We start from the raw sequence: 22,100 nt of genomic DNA, 5'->3' as shown, positions 1-22,100 counted from the left end.
TGCACCTTGGGCCCTGCATCTTGGGCCCCTGCGTCTCAAGCCCCTGCATGTTGGACTAAAGTCGCGCTTGCAACGTGCCGCCCGCGCACTCGGTTCGCCCCTGACTCGGACGCCAGCCTTGTGAGCGTCGAGCGCGAGGGAACGTCTGATGAAGCGCATAGTGTTGGCAGCCGCATGCTGCGTCGGCGTGGCGGGCCCGGCCTGGGCCCTGGACGTGACCAAGTCGGTCGACGTCGCCGCGTCGCCCGAGGCGGTATGGAAGACCATCGGCGGGTTCTGCGGGATCGGCGACTGGCATCCCGCGATCGAGAAATGCGTCCCGTCCAAGAAGGGCGCCAAGGATGTCCGCACCCTCAGCCTGAAGGGCGGCGGCACCATCGTCGAGGAGCAGGAATCCCGCGACGACGCGAAGATGGCCTACACCTACACGATCCTGGAGGGGCCGCTGCCCGTCACGGATTATCATTCGACCCTCATGGTCGCGAAGGCCGGCAACGGCTCCAAGGTGACCTGGACGGGCACGTTCAAGGCCAAGGGCGCCCCCGATCCCAAGGCGCAGGAGGCCATCGCGGGCGTGTACGAGTCCGGGCTGAAGGGCATCGCCGCCAAGGCGCAGTGACGGTGCGGTAAGGTCGCGGCGGCAGCGGGCGGAGGCGCTCCGCTGCCGCCGCCCGCCCGCCGGCGGCACAACGGGTACGCGATCGAATTGCGCAGCTTCGGAGATTTTTAATCGTCCCGGTGTTGGATCATCCTCAACACGGACGGGAGACTTAGCGCGTGGCCACGAACGGTTCCTTCATGACGATCCGCGCCGGGGCCGCAGCCCTCGCCGCTTCCCTGGTGCTCGGGGCCGTCGCCCCGGCCACCGCCCGCGACCAGACCGGCGCGATCCTCGGCGGCCTCGCGGCCGGCGTGGTCGGCGGTGTGGTCGGCGGCGCCCTGGTCAACGGCGCCAACCAGCCCCCGCCGCCCCCGCCGGAGTACCGCCCGCGCCGGGTGCTGGTCGAGGAGCCCGAGACCGTCGTGGTGCGCGAGCGCCGCGGCCCGATCTGCCACTACGAGCGCCGCAAGGAATGGCTCGGCGACGGCGAGTTCACCTACCGCCGCGTTGAAGTCTGCGAGTAATTCTCTTTCCCGTCGTCGCGTCCGCGCCGCGTCCCCCGGGGCGCGGCGCGTCCTATTTCACCACCAGCCAATCCTCGACCACGAGGGCGTCGAGGCCGGTGGTGTAGAACATCAGGATGGCGTCCTCCGCGCTGTCGAGGATCGGCTTGCCCATCACGTTGAAGCTGGTGTTGAGCAGGATCGGCACCCCGGTAATGTCCGCGAAGGCGCGGATCAGCGCCGCGTAGGCGGGGTTGCGCTCCGGCGTGACGCTCTGGAGCCGGCCGGTGCCGTCCTGGTGGACCACCGCCGGCACGCGGGCGCGGACCGGCGCGCGCCAGACCAGCGTGCGCTCCATGTAGGGGCTGTCGGCGTAATCCTCGAACCAGTCCGGCCCGGCCTCCGCCAGAATCGAGGGCGCGAACGGCCGGAACGCCTCGCGGTACTTCACCTTGGCGTTCAGCGCGTCCTTGGCGCCCTCCGGCCGCGGATCGGCCAGGATCGAGCGGTTGCCGAGCGCCCGGGGGCCGAACTCCGCCCGGCCCTGCACCCAGCCGACGAGGCCGCCCGCGGCGAGGATTTCGGCGGCGGCCCGGGTCGCCTCCGCGTGGCCGACGCGCCGGGCCCGCGGCTCCTGCTCGGCCAGCCGCTCCATCGGGGCGGTGGAGACCCGGGAGCCGAGATAGGGCGTCAGCGGGCGCGAGGCCGCGGGCGGGCCGGCCCAGTCCGGATGGTCCTCCGCGTAGGCGAGCCACGCGGCGCCCACGGCGTTGCCGTCGTCGGCTGGCGCCGAGGGGACGTGCAGCCGGGTGAAGCCGGAGCGGCCGAGCACCCGGCCGTTATACGACGAGTTGAGCCCGCAGCCCCCGGCGATCACGAGGTTCTCGGAGGGGCCGAGGGCCGCCGCCTCGGCCACCAGCACATCCATCAAAGTCCCAAAAAAATCCTGGCCGCAGCGGGCGAGGTCGGCCCAGCCCTGCTCCCGGGCGTCCGCGGGGCGGCGCGCGCGGAGTTCGGCGGCGACCGCCTGGATCGTCGCGGCCTCGGCGAAGCGCAGGCGCCCGGCCTCGACCGTGCAGAGGCGGGCCAGCAGGGCGGCCAGCTCCGGGTCGGGGCGTCCGTAGGGGGCGAGCCCCATGATCTTCCATTCCTCGCCCTTCACCTGGTCGAAGCCGGCGAGATCGGTGACGAGCCCGTACAGGAAGCCGAGCGAGCCGCGTCCGCGGTGGCGGCGCAGCTCCGTGAGCCGGCCGTCCCGCAACCGGTAGATCGCGACCGCGCCGGTTTCGCCCATGCCGTCGACCACCAGGGCGGTGGCCTCCGCGAACGGGCTGCCCCACAGCCCGTAGGCGGCGTGGCAGAGATGGTGCGGGTAGCGCCGCTGCCCGGCGATCGTCGCGCGCGGCGTCCCGGTGATCCGCGCCTCCTGGTTGAGGGCCAGCAGGGTGCCGTGGCCGGCCCGCGCCTGCGCGGCGTGGAGGTCGGCGATGAACACCCGCTCGGCCTGCTCGGGTACGAAGGAGCGGTTGAGCGCCGTGGTGTGGGCGGACAGCGCCATCAGGTCGAAGGCGCCGGCCCCCGCCTGCCCGCGCAGGAAGTCGGCGAACTGGGCCCCCCAGGACGAGGCGACCACGATCTCCGATCCGGCCGGCATGTAGGCCTGCACGAGGCCGGTCACCCGGGCCGGGATGTCCGGCTCGCAGTTCGGGGCGCGCTTGTACTGGAGGAAGCGCTCCGTGGCCTCGGCGAACAGCACGGCGCCATCGGGCCCGACGAGGGCGAGCGCTGGATCGTGGAAGGTCGTGGCGAGGCCGAGATAGAACCGCATGGATAGGCGGGTAGCGCATTTTCGCGCGCAACGGAGCCCGGGGGCGGCCGCTACCGGATGGCCGCGGGGCGAGGCACCAGCAGGAGGATCGCCGCCCCGGCGAGTCCCGACAGGGCCGAGCCCGCGAGCACGCCGAGCTTCACCGCGGTCTCGTGCTGCGGATCCGCGAAGGCCAGGCCGCCGATGAACAGGCTCATGGTGAAGCCGATCCCGCACAGGACCGCGACGCCGTAGACCTGGCCCCAGCCGGCCCCGGCCGGGCGCTGCGCCCATCCGAGCGCGACCGCGAGCCGCAGGCTGGCGAACACGCCGGCCTGCTTGCCCAGGAACAGCCCGGCGGCGATGCCGAGCGTCACCGGCTGGAGCAGGGCGTCGAGCGTCAGGCCGGTCAGGTCGACGCCGGCATTGGCGAAGCCGAAGACCGGGACCACCAGGTAGGTGATCCAGGGCGCCAGGGCGTGCTCCAGGCGGTGCAGCGGCGAACTGACGTCCTCCGGCCGGCCGGGGCTCACCCGGATCGGGATCGTGAGCGCCAGCAGCACGCCGGCCACGGTGGCGTGGATCCCGGAGCGCAGCACCAGCACCCACAGCACCAGGCCGAGCAGCAGGTAGACCGGCAGCCAGGTCACGCCCACCCGGTTGAGGCCGTAGAGGCCGGCGAGCACGAGGGCGGCGAGCCCCAGCATCCCGGCATCGAGCCCGGAGCCGTAGAACAGCGCGATCACCACCACGGCGCCGAGGTCGTCGACGATGGCCACGGCGCTCAGGAAGATCTTGAGCGAGACCGGCACCCGCTTGCCGAGCAGCGCCAGGACGCCGAGCGCGAAGGCGATGTCGGTCGCCGCCGGGATCGCCCAGCCGCGCAGGGTCCCGGCGCCGAGATTGGCCGCCGCGTAGACCAGGGCCGGCATCGCCATGCCACCGAACGCCGCGATGCCGGGCAGCACCCGGTCCGGCCAGGTGCGCAGCCGCCCGTCGAGCGCCTCGCGCTTGATCTCCAGCCCGACCAGCAGGAAGAACCCGGCCATCAGGCCGTCGTTGATCCAGTGCTGCACGCTCATCGGCCCGAGGGCGGCGTGGAGCCCGTGCGCGTAAGCGGCAGCGAACGGGCCGTTGGCGACCACGAGGGCCAGCGCCGCCGCGGCCATCAGGATCAGCCCACCCGCGGCCTCGCTCGCGAGCATGGTGCGGATGGCCGAGAGCGGGCGCGGACCGCGGGCCGATGGGGCACGGCCGGGATTCGGAGGCGGCTTCATCGCGGGCAGGCTTGGCGTGGTTTGCGAGCGGGGGCAAGAGGTGACGGCAAGAGGCGGGGCGGGCCGCCATCTGTCCGTGTATCGGTCCTTGCGCTATCCTGCCGCCGTTCGAGAGGGAGAGGTGCAGGGAATGGCTGTACCGAAAACCACATCCGTGCAGCGGAAGCGGGCGCCGCGGCCATCCGCGCGAATCCATGCCACCGTGCTGGAGGAAGCGCGGCAAGCCGGGCTGCTCGATGGAGAGACGTCCGAGCACGTGAGCTTCCGTGTGCCGCCCGCCCTGGTGGATGCCGCCAAGCGGGAGGCTGGGATCACGTCGACAACCGAACTCGGCATGGTCGCCCTGGCGCTCCTGGCTCAATCCGATCCCGTCGCGGATTTTCTCGGTCGCACGGCGGGACGGCTCGGGGCAGACCACGATCTCGACACCGGCTCCCATTGAGCGTGGACCTGCGTGGCGCGCTTCGGCGGCGCAAGCCGGACAAGCGAAGCGTCCGCCTCGTTCCGCGTCCGTAGAGCGAACGCCCGGATTGGACGACCTTCGACGCGGCGACGCCTGTGGCCCTCGTCCTGGACACGGGTGTCTATATCCATAGCGCTGCCGGCAGGCTGCCCGAGGCGCTGCACCGGCTCATCGAGCGGGCGCTGCTGTTTCACTGTGCCGTCGCTCTCGCCGAACTGTCGGTCGGGGTGGCCGCCGCCGATCCGCACGGACCGAACTGGGCGGCGCTGCGCGATCACTATGCCGAACTCTTCAGCCGCATACCGGAGACGCGCCTGCTGGCGCCCGACGCACAGACCTTCGCGGATGCCGGACTTGTCGCCGGCACCCTCGCGCGCCTCCAGAGCTACCAGAGGCATCAGCGCACGGCCTGCCTCGCCGATGCGCTCATCTTCCTGACCGCCGCGCGGGCTGGCCTTCCCGTTCTGACGGCCAATCGCGAGGATTTCGATCTCATCCAGCAACTGGCGCCGGAGGGGCGGTTCCTCACTTACGAGCGCACCTGAACCCTCGAGCGCATCGTTCCGAAAGCTGGCGGCCACCTTTCGGAACGATGCTTCAGGACGTCCGCCCCAAAACCGCGCGGATCAACCCCAGCCCGTCCGGGCTCGACCAGGCGGCGGGGCCCTTCATCACCCCGATGGTGCAGCCCTGCGGGTCGATCAGCATCGTGGTCGGCAGGCCCGGGGATTGCGTGTCGCGCTGGATCGTGGGCAGCACGCGCCCGCCCGGGTCGGCGTAGAAGGCGAGGGCGTGGATGCCAGCCTGCTTCAACCATTCCGGCGGCTTGTCGAGGTTGCGGGTGTCGACGTTGATCGCCACGACCGTGAAATCGGGGCCGCCGAGTTCCGCCTGGAGGCGGTCGAGCGCCGGCATCTCGGCCTTGCAGGGGGCGCACCAGGTCGCCCAGAGGTTGACCAGCAGCAGCCGGCCCTTGAGGTCGGACAGCGCGGTCTCGGCGCCGTCCGGCCCCTTGAACCGGATCTCCGGCGCGGGCCGCGCCTGCGTCACGGCCTGCATGCCGGCGACCTCGCCCTTGGCGGACGCATCGACCCGGGCGACCGCTTGTGTTGCCCCCGCGCAGGGCTGGGGCGCCCCGGCCATGTTGCCGGGCAGGAGACCGCTCCCGTATAGGGCGGTCCCAAGGACGGCGAGCGCAGCGAGGCCCGCGCCGGCCAGGATGGATGTGCGGCCGGGCATCAGGCTCGGCCCTCGGGACGTTCAGGGCGCGGAAGGATCGACATGAGCAACCGGATGTGGGGCGGCCGCTTTGCCAGCGGCCCGGCGGAGATCATGGAGGAGATCAACGCCTCCATCGGATTCGACAAGCGCCTCGCGCCCCAGGATATCCGCGGCTCGCTGGCGCATGTGGCGATGCTCGGCGCGGCCGGCATCCTCCCGGCAGACGATGTGGCCGCGATCGAGGCCGGGCTCAAGTCCGTCCGCGACGAGATCGAGGCGGGCCGGTTCGTGTTCAAGCGCGAGCTCGAGGACATCCACATGTCGGTGGAGAGCCGGCTCACCGAGATCGTCGGCCCGGCCGCCGGGCGCCTGCACACCGCGCGCTCGCGCAACGACCAGGTCGCCACCGACATGAAGCTGTGGGTGCGCGACACCCTCGACTCCCTCGACCAGCAGGCCGCCGACCTGCAGCGGGCGCTGGCGGACACGGCGCTCAAGCACGCCGGCACGGTGATGCCGGGCTTCACCCATCTCCAGTCGGCCCAGCCGGTCACCTTCGGCCATCATTGCCTGGCCTATGTCGAGATGCTGGCCCGGGACCGCGGCCGGTTCCGCGACGCGCGGGCACGGCTCAACGAGTGCCCGCTCGGCGCCGCGGCGCTCGCCGGCACGTCCTTCCCGATCGACCGGCACGCCACCGCGTCCGCGTTGGGATTCGACCGGCCCACCGCCAACTCCCTGGATTCGGTCGCCGACCGCGACTTCGCCCTGGAATCGCTCGCCGCCGCCTCGATCTGCGCCGTGCATCTCTCGCGCTTCGCCGAGGAGCTGGTGATCTGGACCTCGGCGCAGTTCAACTTCGTCAAGCTGTCGGACGGCTACACCACCGGCTCGTCGATCATGCCGCAGAAGCGCAACCCCGACGCGGCCGAGCTGGTGCGGGCCAAGTCCGGCCGGATCATCGGCGCGCTCACCGGCCTGCTGGTCGTGATGAAGGGCCTGCCGCTCGCCTATTCGAAGGACATGCAGGAGGACAAGGAGGGCACGTTCGACGCCCTCCAGGCGCTCTCCCTGTGCCTGGCCGCCATGACCGGCATGGTGAAGGACCTGGAGCCCAACGCCGCGGTGCTCGCCCGAGCCGCCGGTTCCGGCTACGCCACCGCCACCGATCTCGCCGACTGGCTGGTGCGCGAGCTCGGCCTGCCGTTCCGCCAGGCCCATCACGTCACCGGCCGCCTGGTCGGCGCCGCCTCGGCCAAGGGGGTGGGACTGGAGGACCTGTCGCTGCCCGAGATGCAGGAGGCCGAGCCGCGCATCACCGACGCGGTCTACGCCGTGCTCGGGGTCGAGAACTCGGTGGCCAGCCGGACCAGCTACGGCGGCACCGCGCCGGACAACGTCCGGACGCAGGCGCAGGGCTGGATCGAACGGCTCGGCTGACGGCGCACCCGCAGCGGGGGCGGGAGATCGGGGCTCCGCCGCCGAACCGGTATCCACTTCGGCGGCGAGCGCTCTGGGCCGGTGTCCCGCCGGCTCGGCCGGATCGGCCAGGGGGCCTCAGGACGATGAGGTCTTGAGTTCGGCCTCGCTCCGGTTCGCATGCAGCGAGGCCTGAAAGTTCAGGTGCGCCTGCGACGGCCGGCTGTCGATTGCCTTTCTGGCCTGCTCGTCGCGCTCCAGCTTGGCGTCCCGGACCTTGTTCTCGGCCGCCTGCTTGTCGATCCTGTCGGTCGCGCTGGATTGCTGCGCGCGGTGCGCTTCTGCGGCGTGCTGCTCGGCGGGCCGGGCTGTCGTCGCGTTGACCTTGTCCATGGCGAGAGATCCTGTGGTTTCGGTGCGCGCGTCAGAAGACGCGAGGCCAGATGCCGCTCGGGCGGGCGCCCGAGGCGGCGATATCGGTCTGGATCGCGGGATCGATCCGCGCGGGCGCGGCCGATTGGCGGGCCATGACCCGCCGCATCGTCCGCTTCAGCGCCAGGGCCTCGTCCAGCATCGCGTGCGCGTCGGCCTGGACGCCGCCGTCGTCGATCCGATCGTCCGATTCGTGCCGGAGCAACGCGCCGGGATAAGGTGCGTCCTCCAGCGGGGATCGCGGCAGATCGGACGTGTCGGCGGCGGCCGGATGCGGGGAGGCCGCGCCCGGATCGTCCGCCGCCGCGGCGTTCAGGCCCATCGCCGAGTTCAACACGTCCGCGAAAAGGCCCGCCGCAGCCCGCGGCATGTCGGAGCTTCCTGCGTCCCACTCGGGCGCCGCGCCGACATCGATCGCCGCCGCAGCCTCGGCGAGCGTCGCCTGTGTGAGGGCCCCGTCCCCGCCGGCGGCGGCGTAGTCCCGGGCGGCATCGGCGACCTCCCGGGCCACCTCGGTCAACGCCTCGGCGATGCGGGCCGCCGCCTTGGTGTCCCCGGAGGCCGCGGCCGCCAGGGCCTCCGCCTTGAGCCGCCGGAGCTTCTGGCCGGCCGCCTGAAGCGCGGAGGCGGCGACGTCCCGTCCGCTGGTCCGGGCCGACGCCAGGGACAGGAGGACGCCGCTGATCTGGGACAGCTTGGCGTAGCCCAGCCGTTCCGCGGCGGCCAGCGGCGACCCCGCCTGGGGCTCCGGCCCGGGACCGGTCGCCGGCGCGGCATCGCCGGGATTCCCGACGAGGCCCGGATGCTCCGCCCTGTGCGTCCCCGGCCATTGTGCCCGTTCGGGCGCCGCCACCCTGTTCACAGATCCAACCATGGCCATCCTGCCCTGCGGAACTGTCGTGCGCCGGCGGACTCAAGTCATGCCGGCCCACATCATGTGCGATTTGTTTGAGGATTTTGCAAACGCGACGCTGATTTTACAGGTTTCGTCTAAAACAAATCTTTTGCAGAGATCTATTTTAGCCTCGATGGTCATCATAACAAACAGAGTGAGGTCTTATTACCTCTCGTCGGGGGATGCTGGCAAAAACCGAAACGCTCGGGCTCAGGGACCTCGGATCTGACATCCCCGGCGCCCCCTGGTCTCGCCCGCCGGGATCTATCAGATGCCGCCCATGACCTTATCGATTCACCGCGCGGCCGCTGCGATCCGCAGCCGCATTAACGGCCCGGCCTGATCCGTCAGGCCGGGTCTGCCCGCCCGTGAACACTCTGGCGCCCGGTGCGCCGTGCCCAAGGTCGACCGTCATGCCTGCCCAACAAGCGACGCTGCATCTCGTCTGCGGTAAGATCGCCGCCGGCAAATCGACGCTCACCGCCCGCCTCGGCGCGGCGCCCGGCACCATCGTGGTGGCCGAGGATCGCTGGCTCGCCCGGCTGTATCCCGACGAACAGGCCACCCCGGCCGATTATGTCCGCCATTCGACCCGTCTGCGCGGCGTGATGGGCCCGCACGTGGTCGACCTGCTCCGGGCCGGGCTCTCGGTGGTGCTGGATTTCCCCGCCAACACGCGCGCCAGCCGGGACTGGATGCGCACCCTGTTCGAGGAAGCCGGCGCAGCCCACCGGCTCCACTATCTCGATGTGGCCGATGACGTGTGCAGGGCGCGCCTGCGGACGCGGAATGCGGCCGGCACGCATGAGTTCACCGTTACCGACGCGCAATTCGCGCTGTTTACACAATACTTCGTGGCGCCGACCCAGGACGAGGGCTTCGACCTGGTCGTCCATCGCCCGTGAGCTCGAACGCGAGGCGTGGCGCCGCTGGCTCCGGAGCGGTCGCACGACAGCCGGGGGATCATCCGGTCGGCCCTTCATTGAGCCTCCGATCCCGCGCCCTGTGAACGCTGCGCCGGATCACCGCGCTGTCCGGCCCGCGGTCGGCTCCGGCCTATCCGGGATGATATACGGCACCCGGATCAGGGACTTCTCAGAAGTCCCGCTCGTGCGCCCGGGACGCTTCGTCTCTGCGTTGCCCAGCCTCGGCCGGCGCGCCGTCGTGGGCTACGACGCGACCGTGCTGCGCGTCGGCCATGCCGGGCTTGATGCCGTCGATGATCGCAACCTCGCGCGCGACCTACGCGGACACAGCCTCGGCCGCGAGGCAGGATTGGCTGCGCCGGGTATCGGTCCCTGCGCCTCCCTCCGCCCGCTCCGACCCGGCGGGGGCGATGCTCCACACCAACCCACAGGCCCGGCGGAAATTTGTGCATCGCAACCTTCCGCCGGCCCGCGCGTTCACCCTCTGGCTAAGTGTGGTCCGTTAGAAGCTCGGCTGTGTGGATCGGAGATCGCATGATGCCTGTCGAGAGTTGGCTGAAGCCGGACGAGGTGCCAGACCTCGCGGCACGGGCCACCGCCATGATCGATGCCGCCCTGACGGGCTCGGGCCTGACCCGGGAAACCTACTGGTCGGCCGTCCGCAAGGGCTACAACACCCCCTACAACGATCCGCCCCGCAAGCGCGCCGCGCCGGCTCAGCCGAACGCCGTCACGCCCGCCGCCGCACAGGCCGAGCCGGCCGCGACCGTGCCAGTGCCCGCGGCGGTGATCGCGGCGCTGGCCGCCGAGGTGCGGGCCGTCTGAGCCGGTCCGCCGCGCGCCGGGCCGCCATCGCTTCGGCCGACCGCGAATCGCGGTGACCGAAGATCCCGGCCGCGATGAAGACCTTGGCCGCCATCTTGCCGACTTCTTACGCGAGCTTCACTATTCCCGATCCCCGGTCCGGCCCCGCGCATGGGGCCGCCCGTCGTCAGGAAGTGAAGATGGTCCGCGTCCCCCGCCTGCTCCCGGTCGGAGCCCTCGCCCTGCTCGCATCCGGTCTCGTCACCGGCCTCGTCGGCGCCGTTGTCGGGAGCGTCGGCCTGTCCGCGTCGGTCGCCCAGGCCCAGGAGGCGCAGCCGGACGGCTTCACGGATGCCGCCCCCGCCCGGCGCGGGCGCCGCTCGCGCCGGGAGCGGACGCCGCGGGCCGAGAAGAAGGCCGCGACCCCACCCGGGATGCAGCAGGCCACCCCGGTGGCGATCTTCGGCGACTGGAACGTGTTCGTGAACGGCGATGGCCGCGCCAAGCTCTGCTACGCCATCGCGCAGCCGCAGGCCCGCTCGCCCAAGACCCTGAAGCGCGACACCGCCTACCTGTTCGTGAGCGTGCGCAAGGGCGAGAACGTCCAGAACGAGGTCGCGGTGATGTTGGGCTTCCCGTCGAAGCCCGCGGCCTCCCAGGTCAAGCCGGGCTCCGCCGCGGCCCCGACGGACCCGAGCCTCAACCTCGGCGCCGGCCGCTACGGCCTCGTCGTGAAGGACGGGAATGCCTGGCTGCAGAACCCCGCCGAGGAGGCCCGGGTGGTCTCCGAGATGAGCGCGCGCAACCCGAAGCTGGTGATCAAGACCACCTCGCTGCGCGGCAACCCGACGAGCGACGAATATGCGCTCGCCGGGTTCGCGGAGGCGATGAAGCGCACCCGGGACGAGTGCGCGCGGTAGAGCGCGCCCCGTCAGGCCCGGCGGCGCCGGAGCTCCGCAGCCGCAGCCTCACCGCCACGGGCGGCTGAGCGGCGGCCTGCAATCCGCTCGCGGGCGGCACGGGCCGCCTGCTCGGCGTTGCGGAACACCGCGCCGTCGAGCCCGTCGAAATCCCGCGCCGACGAGAAGAACCGCACGCCGCGCCCCTCCGGCACGGCGATGCCGGCGGTGATCTCGCCGATCTCGATCACCCGCGGCGGCTCGGTCCGCTCCGGGCGGGCCAGATCGTCAGGCGCAAAGGTGCCGTCAGGTGGAAGCGTGTCGGGGAGGTCGGGACGGTCTGTCGGCGTGAACGCGATGTCGAGACTGGGCATGGGACGGAATCCTGCGATGGCCGGCGCCAGGGCCGTGCCGGAATGCGGGTGATGGTTTGGATCGTCGAAGGGCTCGGGGCTCGCCGATCGGCGCGCGCGCGTCTCTTGCGCCCCCGATGTGACGGATGCGCTGCCGCCGGACCGACGCTCGGTCGGTTCAGGCTCGGGCGCGCATCCCGGGTTTTGCCGTGAGACCCACGCGGCATCGACAGCGCCACCGATGGGCCGGGGCGCCGGATACGGAACGGAGCGGGCGTCGAAGGGAGACGGTTCGGATCGACATCGACTGTCCTCCAGACTGAAGGACCGCGCGGCGCGGGCGCCGTCGCAGTGCTTTAGCGTTTGATGACGCGGCGCAAGCTACGCTTCTCAAATCACCGCGGCCGTCGGAGGTCGCGAAACGTCCGGTTCGGCGACGATCAAGATGGGCGCCGGCCGCCGGTCCGTCAACGGAATGGGGTTCCGATTTTCGGGGCCGGCCTGGCAGGAAGCCGGTCCGGTTCGGGCCTCCGGGAGATGCGATCGGTCAGGCGGCGGCGATCACCGCGGCGAGGTCGGAGAAATCCGAGAAGACCTGGTCGGCGCCGGCCGTCATCAGGTCCGCGCCCGCGGGGTCGTGCCCCCAATGGCCGCCGCCGGTGAAGCCGGCGACCCGCATGCCGGCGCTTCGGGCCGCCGTGACCCCGGGCACGCTGTCCTCGATCACCAGGCAGGCGTCCGGCCCCGCGCCCATGCGGGCGGCCGCGAACAGGAACAGGTCCGGGAAGGGCTTGCCCCGGGCGACCTGCGCCGAGGAGAAGACGCGCTCGCCGAACAGCGGCAGGAGCCCGGTCAGGCTGAGAGAATGGCGCAGCCGCACCGGGTCGCTGCTCGACGCGACACAGGACGGCAGGCCCAGGGCCGCGACCGCCTCGGCGACGCCCCGCATCGCTCGCAGCTCGGCATCGAACAGCGCCAGCGTCTCGGCCTTGACCGCCTCCACGAAGCCCGGGGGCGCGGTGACGCCGTAATCGCGCGCGACGTGGTCCATGATCGACACCATGGAGGTGCCGGTGAAGCGCGCCCGCACCGTCTCGAAGGTGATCGCGACCCCGATCCGGTTCAGGCCGGCGGTGAGGCAGGCGAGGCTCAGGGGCTCGCTGTCCACGAGGACGCCGTCGCAATCGAAGATCACCAGGCCGAGTGTGTTCACGCGCGCATCCAAGGTCGACCGGTCCTCCGGGGGAAATCCTCACGGCAAGCCCCCGCCGGGCGACCCTGTGGCATGGCCCCCCGGGGCCGGCAACCGCTCGCAGGCCGCGCGCAGCATGCCGCCGCTTGCACCCGGCGGCCCGGCCCCATACTCCCGGGGCGGGCGTCCCTCCCGGCGCCAGACATGGCTCAGAAGACCCCGCGATGTTCCGCTTCCTGGCCCGCGTCCTGGGCTTCCTGCTGATGGCCGGCGGCTTCGTCGCCCTGGTCTATGACGGCGCCCGCTCGATCGCCAACAACGGCCTGCGGGTGACGCCGCTCTCGGACGTGATCGCGACCCTGTCCAAGGACAAGGCCGGCACCCTGCAGGGCAGCATCGAGGGGGCGGCGCCCTGGCTCTGGCACCTCCTGGGCCTGCCGCTCACCCTGGCCCCGGCCTCGCTGATCGGCCTGGGGCTCGGCGCGGTGCTGCTCTGGCTCGGCCAGCCGGGCCGGGAGCCGATCGGGTTCCTGACGAAGCCCTGATCGGCGGTCCTACCGCCCCGCGAGCTGGGCCCGCGCCGCGGCGAGCTCCTCCGTCAGCCGCGCGATCTCGGCGGTGAGCGCGTAGTGCTCGCTCACGTCGATCTGGGACGCGAAATAGTAGACGACCGTCCCGGCCGCATCCCGCACCGGCCCGACATACAGCGCGTTCTGGAAGACCGAGCCGTCCTTGCGGTAGTTCAGGAGGTCGATCTTGATGTCGTCCTCCCGCCGGACCGCGGCGCGCAGGCGGTCGATCGCGGCCGGGTCGGTCTCCGGCCCCTGCAGGAAGCGGCAATTGCGCCCGGTCACCTCCAGCCGCGAATAACCGGTGAGCGTCAGGAAGGCGTCGTTCGCGAACACGATCGGGTTGTCGTGTTGCCGGGGATCGGTGACGATCATCGGCATCCGGGTCGCCCGCACGGCCGCGGCGAACGGGTCGCCCCGGTTCGATTCCGCCCTGAGATTGTCCAGCACGTGGCTCGTGGCGGTCCAGCCCGTCTCCATCCGGCTTCAGCCCCTCACGCCGCGACCTGTGCGGGCGGCTCCCTTGCGCCTACAAGCCGGAATTCGCAGGCCCGGTCCAGTCCTCCGGTCGGGATTAGCCACGGACGCACGGGTTTCCAGCAGGCTGTACGCTCTTGCAGACGGCCAAAGCTGTCATGCCCAGCGTCTCGGCTGCTTTCCCGCCCGCTTCTTTGGCGTCCGGGCCGGCCCCATATTCCGATCGAGCCCTGAGCCCCGGAAGGCGAGAGACGATGTTCCTGTTCCGCAAGCGCCCCGAGATGCCGAGCCCCGCCGCGGCTCTGCCGGGCCGCCCGAATCCCGTCCCGACCACCGAGACCCATTTCGTCAACGGCAACCCGCTCAAGGGCCCCTATCCCCCGGGGATCGAGACGATCGTGCTCGGGCTCGGCTGCTTCTGGGGGGCCGAGCGCCGGTTCTGGCAGCTGCCGAAGGGCGTGTTCGTCACGGCGGTCGGCTATGCCGGGGGCTACACCCCGAACCCGACCTACGAGGAGGTCTGCACCGGCAAGACCGGTCACAACGAGGTCGTGCTGGTGGCCTTCGATCCCGCGGTTCTGCCCCGCGACGCCCTGCTGCGGACGTTCTTCGAGAGCCACAACCCGACGCAGGGCATGCGCCAGGGCAACGATGTCGGCACGCAGTACCGCTCGGGCATCTACACCACCGGCCCGGAGCAGGAGGCGACCGCCAAGGCCGTGCGCGCGGCCTACGCCGAGGCCCTGCGGGCGCGCGACTTCCCCGACATCACCACCGAGATCGTGCCGCTGCAGCACTTCTACTTCGCGGAAGGCTACCACCAGCAATACCTCGCCAAGAACCCGGCGGGCTATTGCGGGCTCGGCGGCACCGGCGTGAGCTGCCCGGTGGGGACCGGGATCGCCGCCTGAGCCGTTACGGGTTGCCGCCCGGCCGCGTCGGCGCAGCCGGCACCGGCACCGCCGGCGCGGTGACGGCGCCCGCTTCGGGCTGGGGGGTGCTCCGCGGGCTGCGCAGCACGATAAGCACCCCGCCCACGACCGAGAGGGCGAGGGCGGTGACGAGGATGAGGAAAAGCCAGCGGGGCATTTGGTGGCCCTAGCACGTCGCGCCGGGTTCGGCGATCAGCGCGGCACGAACACGCCCGGGACGACCTTGCCGGTGCGGCCGAACATCTCGTCCGCGCGGGCACAGCTGGCCGGCACGTCCTTCTCGTAGACGGCGAGGTAGGCGCGCGCCTGCAGCAGCAGGGTGTCGCGCTCGAGGTCCGCCGGATCGACGCCCATCGCCTGGACCACGCTCTTGAAGCGGTCGCCGTCGGTCCGCAGCGCCTGGCAATGGACGTTCACGAAGCCGGCCAGCCCGGCGAGCTTTGCGGCCTTCAGGGCGTTGGCCGGCGGTTCTGCCGGCGGCTCTTTCGGCGCCTGGCCCAGGGCCGGCGCCGCGAGGACGGCCAACACGAGCGTCGTCGGCAACAGGCTGCGGATTCGCATGCGGGAACACTCCATCAGGGACGCCGGTGCCGTGTGGCGATCCCGACAGCCGATCCGGCGGGCGCGTCCGGCGCGGATCTGGGATCGGGCCTGGATATCACCGGTCGATACAGTTCTCCACGAACATCGCCCGCGCGCGCTCCAGTCTCGTGAAGTCGGCCGCGCTCCCGGGATTGCGCAGTTCGGCGCCCTCCGGCAGCCGCCCGGCGAACCCGGCACCGAGATCGGCCACGAAGGGGCGCGGGCCCGTGTAGGTTCCCATGCGGTTCCTGACCTCGACCGTCCCGCAGATCCCCCCGGCGCGGCCCCGCCGGAGGCCGGCCAGCCGGGCGTCTGTGCTTCGCAGGTCCCGTTCGATGAGGGCGAGCACCGCCTGCGCGTCGTCCGGACCGATCGCCGCGCCGGGGCGGTCGGGCAGGCCCTGGGCCGGGCCGCCGGTCGCCGCGGCTGCGAGCAGGGTGAGGCCGAGCGCCGCGCCGGCGATTCCCCTGCCGGCCCGGCGGATCACGCCCGGCACCGGGCGCTCATTCCGGATCCTTCGCGTCCCGGGCGTGCAGCGACAGGCAGGTGCGCACCATGTCGTTCAGCGTCAGGTCCTTGGTGTCGCCGATATTCGCCGTCTCCTCCAGGCAGTGCATGAAGTAGCGGCTGTCGAGATCGGGCGAGAGCGTGCGCATCGCCTTGCCCATCCGGTCGGTGAAATCGACCTTGTCGGCCCTGGAGGCGCGCGGCCAGAGCGACGCCTTGTCGTCCACCCCGAGGCGCGCCCACGCCGGCGCGCTCATCAGCGTGGTGGAGATCATCACGGCCGTCAGCCATCGGGTCACGCTGCGATCTCCTCGTCCGCGCCCGCACGGGCACGCCGCCCGTTCCATACGGGTTCGTCCCGGGAAACAAGTGAGCCGTCAGCCGACAGGAAAAAATAAGACTCCGGCCTCATAGAAGGCGCATATTATTATTGACCGGCGCCGTTATAGCCTGCCGAAACCTCCCGTGAGGCTCTGTCGGTGGGCGATGACGTCATGGATAGTGCTGCAATCGGTCCGGAGTGGCTTCGAAATCCGGATCGCACGCTTTCCCGCTGGCCTCGCACCCCGTAGCGTGGCGCGTCTGGAGCCTCGTCCCGAATGTCGGCCGCCGGCTCTCGGAAGAAGACGATGCGCGAGGAGCGCAGGCAGCACCGCATGATCCGAGCCGTATCCGCCCTGCTCTGCCTCGCGATGGCCGCCGCCGCGTCGGGAGCCCGCGCCCAGACGGTGGACGACGGCTCCGGCGCCGCCCTGGGACCGGCGGACACCCGCGCGGTCCTCGACCTGATCGGGCGGCACCTGAACAGCCCGGACGCGAAGGTCACCGTGCTGCGCCGCAGCGGCGGGTCGATCATCTGCGGCTCGGTCAACGTGAAGAACCGGGACGGGCTGTACACGGGCGAGCGCGGCTTCGTGGTCGATCTCCCCCGGTCGTTCTTCGGCCGCGTCCCCGACGGCCCGGAGCTCATGACCTTCAGGCCGGGGGAGGCGTATCAGGCCATGGAGCGGATCCGGCAGCTCTACTTCGCGCGCTGCCTGGACTGAGCCGCCGCGATCCCGGTCCCGGCGAGGCTACGGCGCCTTGAGCACCGCCCGGCAGGCGGACGGCAGGGCCGCCATGGTCATGGCGGGCTTGGCCTTCGGCGGCACCTTGGGCGGCTTCGGATGCAGCACCGCGTCCGAGAACCAGTAGCTCAGGTCGTCGCAGCCATCCCCGGCCGGGGGCGCCCCCTGGGGCTGGCAATCGTCCTGGCCGGCCGGGCAGGAGAGCCGGATATGGTAGTGGTAATTGTGCCCGTACATCGGGCGCACCTTCGACATCCAGCGGCTGCCCGCGGCGTCCCGGCACAGGGCCTTCTTGATCGCCGCGTTGACGAAGATGCGCTCCACCTCCGGCTGCTCGGCGGTGAGCTTGATCAGCTGCAGGTGCGTCGGGGTCCAGACCTCGGGGTCGATGTCGAGGCGGTCCCGGCGGACCATGTCGGTGGCCGAGGTCTCCTCGCGCTCCGCCCGGCTCATGCGGTGGTCGGGCATCGGGGTCAGCCAGATGTCGGCGTCGATGCCGATCTGGTGCGAGGCGTGGCCGGTGATCATTGGGCCGCCGCGGGGCTGGGCCATGTCGCCGACGAGCAGCCCCGGCCAGCCGACCCGGGCGGCCTTCTGCGACAGGCGCTCGACGAAATCGATCAGGACCGGCGTGCCCCACATCCGGTTGCGGGACGGACGCATCACCTGCCAGTTCGGCCCGTCCATCGCCAGCGCCTCGCCGCCGGCGAAGCAGCCCTTGGCGTAGAACCCGTAGATGTGGGCCGGCCCGCCGGAGGCCCGGGTGACGCGGCCGAACAGGGCCTTGGCCGGGGTCGAGGGCGCGTCCGGATGCTCGAGCGGCGGCAGCGGCTTCGGGTTGACGCTGCCGCGGTCCTGGGCGTGCCCGCCGGTCACGGACAGGACCAGGGCGGCGAGCGCGAGGCCGGGCTTCAGGCCGAAGCCCAAGCGAGGGCCGAAACCTGGGGCGGTGAACGGGTTCTGCATGCGGGAGCTGTTCGTCCGTCGGAGGGGGCGGGCGCAGGCCCGGACCGGAACGTCGCGCACGGGCCGGGCGTTTTTCAGGCAACGCATTTTTTCAGGCAACGACCGAAACGCGACGCGCGATCCCGGAGGCGACCATGGCGGACCATCCCCACCCCGCGGAGCGGCAGCCCCACCCCGCGCGGCGGCATCCCCGCAGCCTGATCGCCAGCGATCGGGTCATCGGCACCGACGTGCGCCGGCCGGACGGCAGCAAGGTCGGCCGGATCGAGCGGCTGATGCTCGACAAGGTCTCCGGCCGGGTCGCCTACGCGGTGATGAGCTTCGGCGGCTTCCTGGGCCTCGGCGAGGATTTCTACACGCTGCCCTGGACGGTGCTGCGCTTCGCGCCCGAGCAGGACGCCTACATGCTCGACATCACCGAGGAGCAGCTGCGCGCCGCCCCCGCCCGTACCCCGGAGGGCACCGACCCGGCCGAGGACGGCGCCTGGGAGGAGCAGATCCACCGGTATTACGACGCCGCGCCCTACTGGGGGATCTGACGCGCGCCGACCCCGGGCCCCGCCCAGGCCGGGGATCCGCGACACGATCCTGCGCCGTGCGGGGCCGCCGGATCGTGTCGCGGCGGGCCGAGCCTCAGCGCTCCAGGCGCGCCACCAGGCTCGACGTGTCCCAGCGGTTGCCGCCCATGGACTGCACCTCGGCGTAGAACTGGTCGACCAGGGCCGAGACCGGGAGCTTGGCGCCGTTGCGGCGGGCCTCGTCCAGCAGGATGCCCAGGTCCTTGCGCATCCAGTCGACCGCGAAGCCGAACTCGAACTGGCCCTGGTTCATGGTCTTGCCGCGGTTCTCCATCTGCCAGGAGCCGGCGGCGCCCTTGGAGATCACGTCGAGCACGGCCTCCACGTCGAGGCCGGCGCGCTTGGCGAAGTGGACGCCCTCGGACAGCCCCTGGACCAGGCCGGCGATGCAGATCTGGTTGACCATCTTGGTGAGCTGGCCGGAACCCACCGGGCCCATCAGCCGGCAGGCGCGGGCGAAGGACCCGATCGCCGCCTCGACCTTGGCGTAGGTCGCCGGCTCGCCGCCGCACATCACGGTGAGCACGCCGTTCTCGGCGCCGGCCTGGCCGCCGGAGACCGGCGCGTCGATGAAGCCGAGCCCCTTGGCCTGGGCGACCTCGGCGAGTTCCCGGGCGACCTCGGCCGACGCGGTGGTGTGGTCGACGAACACCGCACCGGACGCCATGCCGGCGAGCGCGCCGTCGTCGCCCAGCACGACGCTGCGCAGGTCGTCGTCGTTGCCCACGCAGGCGAACACGATCTCGGCGCCCGCGACGGCCTCCCGGGGCGTCGCCGCGAAGGCGCCGCCATGGGCCTTCACCCAGGCCTCGGCCTTGGGGGTGGTCCGGTTGTAGACGGTGACGTCGTGGCCCTTCTTGGCGAGGTGTCCGGCCATCGGGCCGCCCATCACGCCGAGACCCAGGAATGCGACCTTCGCCATTGTTGTCCGCTCCTCGCGGGGCCGGATCGCGCCGGCGCCCTTCCTTCGCTCACGGCAGGCGGGGACGGGGTTCGGCAGCCGGCCCGTGAAGGCGCTGTCGCCGTGCCGAAGTCCCGATGTGACAGATTGGGCGTCGTGCCGCCGCCAAAGCTGCATCACAGCTCGGATCGCTTGCGTCAACGGCGGACGAATAGGATAAACCGCCCCTGTAGCCCGGGACCCGCGAGTCCCAGCCGGCGGCCCCCGCGGCCCCGAGCGCGAGGCGGTCGGTCAGGGAGCGGGACGGATGGGTACGGCGATCGGCAGGCAGGTTCGCGACCACGGGCCCTGGGCCCTCGTGGGAGCGCTCGGCGCCGCGGCGCTGGCGATCGTGGCCACCCAGCGCGGCGAGACGATCAACGCCCTCTGGATCGTGGTCGCGGCGGTCTGCGTCTACCTGATCGCCTACCGCTACTACTCGAAATTCATCTCCGAGAAGGTGATGCGCCTCGATCCGAAGCGCCTCACGCCCGCGGTCCGGCACAATGACGGGCTCGACTACGTCCCCACCAACCGCAGCGTCCTGTTCGGCCACCATTTCGCGGCGATCGCGGGGGCGGGCCCGCTGGTCGGCCCGGTGCTCGCCGCCCAGATGGGCTACCTGCCCGGCATGCTGTGGATCCTGGCCGGCGTGGTGCTGGCGGGCGCGGTGCAGGACTTCATGGTCCTGTTCGTGTCGATGCGCCGGGACGGCCGGTCGCTCGGCGAGCTGATCCGGGCCGAGCTCGGCACGGTGCCGGGCATCATCGCGCTGTTCGGCACCTTCCTGATCATGGTGATCCTGCTGGCCGTGCTGGCGCTGATCGTGGTCAAGGCCCTGGCCGAGAGCCCGTGGGGCACCTTCACGGTGATGTCGACGATCCCGATCGCCATGCTGATGGGCGTCTACGCGCGCTACATCCGCCCGGGCCGGATCGGCGAGGTCTCGATCCTCGGCTTCGTCCTGCTGATGCTGGCGATCCTGGGCGGCGGCTCGGTGGCCGCCAGCCCGGTCTGGGGCCCGGCCTTCACCTTCACGGGCCCGCAACTGTGCTGGATGCTGATCGGCTACGGCTTCGTGGCCTCGATCCTGCCGGTCTGGCTGCTGCTGGCGCCGCGGGACTACCTCTCGACCTTCCTCAAGATCGGCACCATCGTCGGGCTGGCGCTCGGCATCGCGGTCGTCGCCCCGCACGTCCAGATGCCGGCGGTGACGAAGTTCGTGGACGGGACCGGCCCGGTCTGGGCGGGCAGCCTGTTCCCGTTCCTGTTCATCACCATCGCGTGCGGCGCGGTCTCCGGCTTCCACGCCCTGATCTCGTCGGGCACCACGCCCAAGCTCATCGCCAGCGAGGCGGATGCCCGCTTCATCGGCTACGGCGGCATGCTCATGGAATCGTTCGTGGCGATCATGGCGCTGGTCTCGGCCTGCGTGATCGACCCGGGCGTCTACTTCACCATGAACTCGCCCGCGGCGCTCGTCGGCACCACGCCCGAGACCGCCGCCGCGGCCGTGACCAAGCTCGGCTTCGCGACCACCCCCGAGGTGATCACCCAGACTGCCGCGGATGTCGGCGAGCACACGATCATCTCGCGCGCCGGCGGCGCCCCGACGCTCGCGGTCGGCATGGCCCACATCATCTCCTCGGCCATCGGCGGCAAGGCGATGATGGCCTTCTGGTACCATTTCGCGATCCTGTTCGAGGCCCTGTTCATCCTCACGGCCGTGGACGCGGGCACCCGGGCCTGCCGGTTCATGGTGCAGGACCTCGTCGGGCTGGCGGTGCCGTCGTTCCGGAACACCACGTCCTGGGGGCCGAGCATCGCGGCCACCGCCATCGCGGTCGGCGCCTGGGGCTACTTCCTGTACCAGGGCGTGACCGACCCGCTCGGCGGCATCAACACCCTGTGGCCGCTGTTCGGCATCTCCAACCAGATGCTGGCCGCGGTGGCGCTGACGCTCTGCACGGTGGTGATCTTCAAGATGAAGCGCGAGCGCTACGCGTTCGTGACCATCATCCCGACCGCGTGGCTGTGCCTGTGCACCCTCACGGCCGGCTGGCAGAAGCTGTTCTCCGCCGACCCGAAGATCGGGTTCCTGGCCCATGCCGAGCGCTACGCGACGGCGGCCGCCGAGGGCAAGCTCCTGGCGCCGGCCAAGAACGCCGACCAGATGGCGCAGATCATCCTCAACGACCGGATCGACGCCGTGCTGGCGGCCCTGTTCATCGGCCTCGTGGTCGCCATCGCGGGCTTCGGCATCGCCGCCTGCCTGAAGGCCTGGCGGGCCGACCGCTGGACCGCCCTCGAGACCGAGCCGCACCTGGCGCCGGCGGAGTAGGGACCGTCATGGAACCACAGCAGAGCCTGCGCCGCCGCCTCCAGGTGCTGTCCAAATGCGTCTGCGACGGCGCCCGGCTGATGGTGGGGCAGGGGGATTACACGGCCTACGCCGCGCATATCCGCCGCACCCATCCCGACCAGGCCCCGATGACCGAGCTGGAGTTCTTCCGCAACCGCGAGAACGCCCGGTTCGGCGTGGGCAACACCTCGGGGTTCCGCTGCTGCTGAGCGGGGGCGATGCCGTCGTACGGTGCGGGGCTCGTCGTCCCGCACCGTACGACGGCGGGTGCGCGCCTGCCCTCGGAGACCGGATTCGGCGCCTGCGCCGCGCCCGCCCGTGAAACCAT

General features: G+C 71.5%; 28 protein-coding genes. 14 read left to right on the top strand and 14 right to left on the bottom strand.

Annotated elements, in window-relative coordinates:
• The first annotated feature begins 148 nt into the window (after positions 1 to 148).
• Both ACYQPG_RS02725 and ACYQPG_RS02720 read left to right on the top strand, forming a co-directional pair.
• Positions 149 to 619, top strand: a complete 471-nt coding sequence (locus tag ACYQPG_RS02725; RefSeq protein ID WP_147909398.1) for an SRPBCC family protein — start codon at positions 149 to 151, stop codon at positions 617 to 619.
• A gap of 179 nt (positions 620 to 798) precedes the next feature.
• Positions 799 to 1,125 (top strand): hypothetical protein, encoded by a 327-nt coding sequence (locus ACYQPG_RS02720; RefSeq protein ID WP_147909407.1) that lies wholly within the window; start codon positions 799 to 801, stop codon positions 1,123 to 1,125.
• 52 nt (positions 1,126 to 1,177) lie between these two features.
• Here the strand turns inward: ACYQPG_RS02720 and ACYQPG_RS02715 are convergent, their stop codons facing one another.
• Together ACYQPG_RS02715 and nhaA are read right to left on the bottom strand one after the other, a co-directional pair.
• Positions 1,178 to 2,932 (bottom strand): carbamoyltransferase family protein, encoded by a 1,755-nt coding sequence (locus ACYQPG_RS02715; protein WP_147939938.1) that lies wholly within the window; start codon positions 2,930 to 2,932, stop codon positions 1,178 to 1,180.
• A 50-nt stretch (positions 2,933 to 2,982) separates the two neighbouring features.
• The gene (gene nhaA, locus ACYQPG_RS02710) at positions 2,983 to 4,188 is read right to left on the bottom strand and encodes a Na+/H+ antiporter NhaA (protein ID WP_147909396.1); all 1,206 of its coding nucleotides are present in this window, start codon (positions 4,186 to 4,188) and stop codon (positions 2,983 to 2,985) included.
• Between the two features lie 130 nt (positions 4,189 to 4,318).
• Here nhaA and ACYQPG_RS02705 point away from each other — a divergent pair, with 130 nt between their 5' ends.
• Positions 4,319 to 4,630, top strand: coding sequence for a hypothetical protein (locus tag ACYQPG_RS02705; protein WP_147909395.1), 312 nt, complete (start codon positions 4,319 to 4,321; stop codon positions 4,628 to 4,630).
• Positions 4,631 to 4,746: 116 nt separating this feature from the next.
• On the top strand, positions 4,747 to 5,196 hold the full coding sequence (locus tag ACYQPG_RS02700; protein WP_246692769.1) for a type II toxin-antitoxin system VapC family toxin: 450 nt from the start codon (positions 4,747 to 4,749) through the stop codon (positions 5,194 to 5,196).
• Positions 5,197 to 5,248: 52 nt separating this feature from the next.
• On the opposite strand, the gene tlpA is transcribed toward ACYQPG_RS02700, so the two are convergent.
• The gene (gene tlpA / locus ACYQPG_RS02695; protein WP_147909394.1) at positions 5,249 to 5,890 is read right to left on the bottom strand and encodes a thiol:disulfide interchange protein TlpA; all 642 of its coding nucleotides are present in this window, start codon (positions 5,888 to 5,890) and stop codon (positions 5,249 to 5,251) included.
• Between the two features lie 42 nt (positions 5,891 to 5,932).
• On the opposite strand from tlpA, the gene argH reads away from it, so the two are divergent.
• The gene (gene argH / locus ACYQPG_RS02690; protein ID WP_147909393.1) at positions 5,933 to 7,312 is read left to right on the top strand and encodes an argininosuccinate lyase; all 1,380 of its coding nucleotides are present in this window, start codon (positions 5,933 to 5,935) and stop codon (positions 7,310 to 7,312) included.
• 117 nt (positions 7,313 to 7,429) lie between these two features.
• On the opposite strand, the gene ACYQPG_RS02685 is transcribed toward argH, so the two are convergent.
• The gene (locus ACYQPG_RS02685) at positions 7,430 to 7,684 is read right to left on the bottom strand and encodes a hypothetical protein (RefSeq protein ID WP_147909392.1); all 255 of its coding nucleotides are present in this window, start codon (positions 7,682 to 7,684) and stop codon (positions 7,430 to 7,432) included.
• A gap of 31 nt (positions 7,685 to 7,715) precedes the next feature.
• Positions 7,716 to 8,597, bottom strand: coding sequence for a hypothetical protein (locus ACYQPG_RS02680; protein ID WP_461230196.1), 882 nt, complete (start codon positions 8,595 to 8,597; stop codon positions 7,716 to 7,718).
• A 434-nt stretch (positions 8,598 to 9,031) separates the two neighbouring features.
• Between ACYQPG_RS02680 and ACYQPG_RS02675 the strand changes: the two genes are divergently transcribed.
• From ACYQPG_RS02675 to ACYQPG_RS02665, 3 genes are all read left to right on the top strand, one after another.
• On the top strand, positions 9,032 to 9,523 hold the full coding sequence (locus ACYQPG_RS02675) for a P-loop nucleotide/nucleoside kinase family protein (protein WP_147939936.1): 492 nt from the start codon (positions 9,032 to 9,034) through the stop codon (positions 9,521 to 9,523).
• A 558-nt stretch (positions 9,524 to 10,081) separates the two neighbouring features.
• On the top strand, positions 10,082 to 10,369 hold the full coding sequence (locus ACYQPG_RS02670; protein WP_147909389.1) for a hypothetical protein: 288 nt from the start codon (positions 10,082 to 10,084) through the stop codon (positions 10,367 to 10,369).
• A 179-nt stretch (positions 10,370 to 10,548) separates the two neighbouring features.
• Positions 10,549 to 11,268: an invasion associated locus b family protein gene (locus ACYQPG_RS02665; RefSeq protein ID WP_147909388.1), complete on the top strand. Its 720-nt coding sequence runs from the start codon at positions 10,549 to 10,551 to the stop codon at positions 11,266 to 11,268.
• 11 nt (positions 11,269 to 11,279) lie between these two features.
• Here the strand turns inward: ACYQPG_RS02665 and ACYQPG_RS02660 are convergent, their stop codons facing one another.
• Together ACYQPG_RS02660 and ACYQPG_RS02655 are read right to left on the bottom strand one after the other, a co-directional pair.
• A complete protein-coding gene (locus tag ACYQPG_RS02660) occupies positions 11,280 to 11,621 on the bottom strand; it encodes a hypothetical protein (RefSeq protein ID WP_147909387.1) in 342 nt (113 codons plus the stop codon).
• 526 nt (positions 11,622 to 12,147) lie between these two features.
• Positions 12,148 to 12,825: an HAD family hydrolase gene (locus ACYQPG_RS02655; RefSeq protein WP_147909386.1), complete on the bottom strand. Its 678-nt coding sequence runs from the start codon at positions 12,823 to 12,825 to the stop codon at positions 12,148 to 12,150.
• Between the two features lie 191 nt (positions 12,826 to 13,016).
• On the opposite strand from ACYQPG_RS02655, the gene ACYQPG_RS02650 reads away from it, so the two are divergent.
• Positions 13,017 to 13,337 (top strand): PetM family of cytochrome b6f complex subunit 7, encoded by a 321-nt coding sequence (locus tag ACYQPG_RS02650; RefSeq protein WP_147909385.1) that lies wholly within the window; start codon positions 13,017 to 13,019, stop codon positions 13,335 to 13,337.
• Positions 13,338 to 13,346: 9 nt separating this feature from the next.
• Here the strand turns inward: ACYQPG_RS02650 and ACYQPG_RS02645 are convergent, their stop codons facing one another.
• Positions 13,347 to 13,841: a PAS domain-containing protein gene (locus tag ACYQPG_RS02645; protein WP_147909384.1), complete on the bottom strand. Its 495-nt coding sequence runs from the start codon at positions 13,839 to 13,841 to the stop codon at positions 13,347 to 13,349.
• A gap of 251 nt (positions 13,842 to 14,092) precedes the next feature.
• Between ACYQPG_RS02645 and msrA the strand changes: the two genes are divergently transcribed.
• Entirely contained in the window at positions 14,093 to 14,749 is a 657-nt protein-coding gene (msrA, locus tag ACYQPG_RS02640; protein WP_147909383.1) for a peptide-methionine (S)-S-oxide reductase MsrA, read from the top strand.
• Positions 14,750 to 14,753: 4 nt separating this feature from the next.
• On the opposite strand, the gene ACYQPG_RS02635 is transcribed toward msrA, so the two are convergent.
• The 4 genes from ACYQPG_RS02635 to ACYQPG_RS02620 all read right to left on the bottom strand — a co-directional run bounded on the left by ACYQPG_RS02635 (position 14,754) and on the right by ACYQPG_RS02620 (position 16,158).
• On the bottom strand, positions 14,754 to 14,927 hold the full coding sequence (locus ACYQPG_RS02635; RefSeq protein ID WP_187278477.1) for a hypothetical protein: 174 nt from the start codon (positions 14,925 to 14,927) through the stop codon (positions 14,754 to 14,756).
• 35 nt (positions 14,928 to 14,962) lie between these two features.
• A complete protein-coding gene (locus tag ACYQPG_RS02630) occupies positions 14,963 to 15,331 on the bottom strand; it encodes a hypothetical protein (protein ID WP_147939935.1) in 369 nt (122 codons plus the stop codon).
• 97 nt (positions 15,332 to 15,428) lie between these two features.
• On the bottom strand, positions 15,429 to 15,848 hold the full coding sequence (locus ACYQPG_RS02625) for a hypothetical protein (RefSeq protein ID WP_147939934.1): 420 nt from the start codon (positions 15,846 to 15,848) through the stop codon (positions 15,429 to 15,431).
• Positions 15,849 to 15,855: 7 nt separating this feature from the next.
• Positions 15,856 to 16,158, bottom strand: coding sequence for a hypothetical protein (locus ACYQPG_RS02620; protein WP_246692072.1), 303 nt, complete (start codon positions 16,156 to 16,158; stop codon positions 15,856 to 15,858).
• Between the two features lie 357 nt (positions 16,159 to 16,515).
• On the opposite strand from ACYQPG_RS02620, the gene ACYQPG_RS02615 reads away from it, so the two are divergent.
• Positions 16,516 to 16,905 (top strand): hypothetical protein, encoded by a 390-nt coding sequence (locus tag ACYQPG_RS02615; protein ID WP_461230195.1) that lies wholly within the window; start codon positions 16,516 to 16,518, stop codon positions 16,903 to 16,905.
• A 27-nt stretch (positions 16,906 to 16,932) separates the two neighbouring features.
• On the opposite strand, the gene mepA is transcribed toward ACYQPG_RS02615, so the two are convergent.
• The gene (gene mepA, locus ACYQPG_RS02610) at positions 16,933 to 17,892 is read right to left on the bottom strand and encodes a penicillin-insensitive murein endopeptidase (RefSeq protein ID WP_147939933.1); all 960 of its coding nucleotides are present in this window, start codon (positions 17,890 to 17,892) and stop codon (positions 16,933 to 16,935) included.
• Positions 17,893 to 18,026: 134 nt separating this feature from the next.
• Between mepA and ACYQPG_RS02605 the strand changes: the two genes are divergently transcribed.
• On the top strand, positions 18,027 to 18,431 hold the full coding sequence (locus ACYQPG_RS02605) for a PRC-barrel domain-containing protein (RefSeq protein ID WP_461230194.1): 405 nt from the start codon (positions 18,027 to 18,029) through the stop codon (positions 18,429 to 18,431).
• Between the two features lie 94 nt (positions 18,432 to 18,525).
• Here the strand turns inward: ACYQPG_RS02605 and ACYQPG_RS02600 are convergent, their stop codons facing one another.
• Complete coding sequence (locus ACYQPG_RS02600) at positions 18,526 to 19,392, bottom strand: NAD(P)-dependent oxidoreductase (protein WP_147910174.1); 867 nt, start codon at positions 19,390 to 19,392, stop codon at positions 18,526 to 18,528.
• Between the two features lie 286 nt (positions 19,393 to 19,678).
• On the opposite strand from ACYQPG_RS02600, the gene ACYQPG_RS02595 reads away from it, so the two are divergent.
• Together ACYQPG_RS02595 and ACYQPG_RS02590 are read left to right on the top strand one after the other, a co-directional pair.
• Positions 19,679 to 21,751: a carbon starvation CstA family protein gene (locus tag ACYQPG_RS02595; RefSeq protein ID WP_147910173.1), complete on the top strand. Its 2,073-nt coding sequence runs from the start codon at positions 19,679 to 19,681 to the stop codon at positions 21,749 to 21,751.
• A gap of 8 nt (positions 21,752 to 21,759) precedes the next feature.
• Positions 21,760 to 21,981, top strand: a complete 222-nt coding sequence (locus tag ACYQPG_RS02590) for a YbdD/YjiX family protein (protein WP_147940344.1) — start codon at positions 21,760 to 21,762, stop codon at positions 21,979 to 21,981.
• Positions 21,982 to 22,100: the final 119 nt, after the last annotated feature.

Source organism: Methylobacterium sp. CM6246, assembly GCF_054818005.1.
The sequence above is the reverse complement of the archived record's forward strand: the minus strand, read 5'-3'. Positions and strand labels throughout refer to the sequence as shown.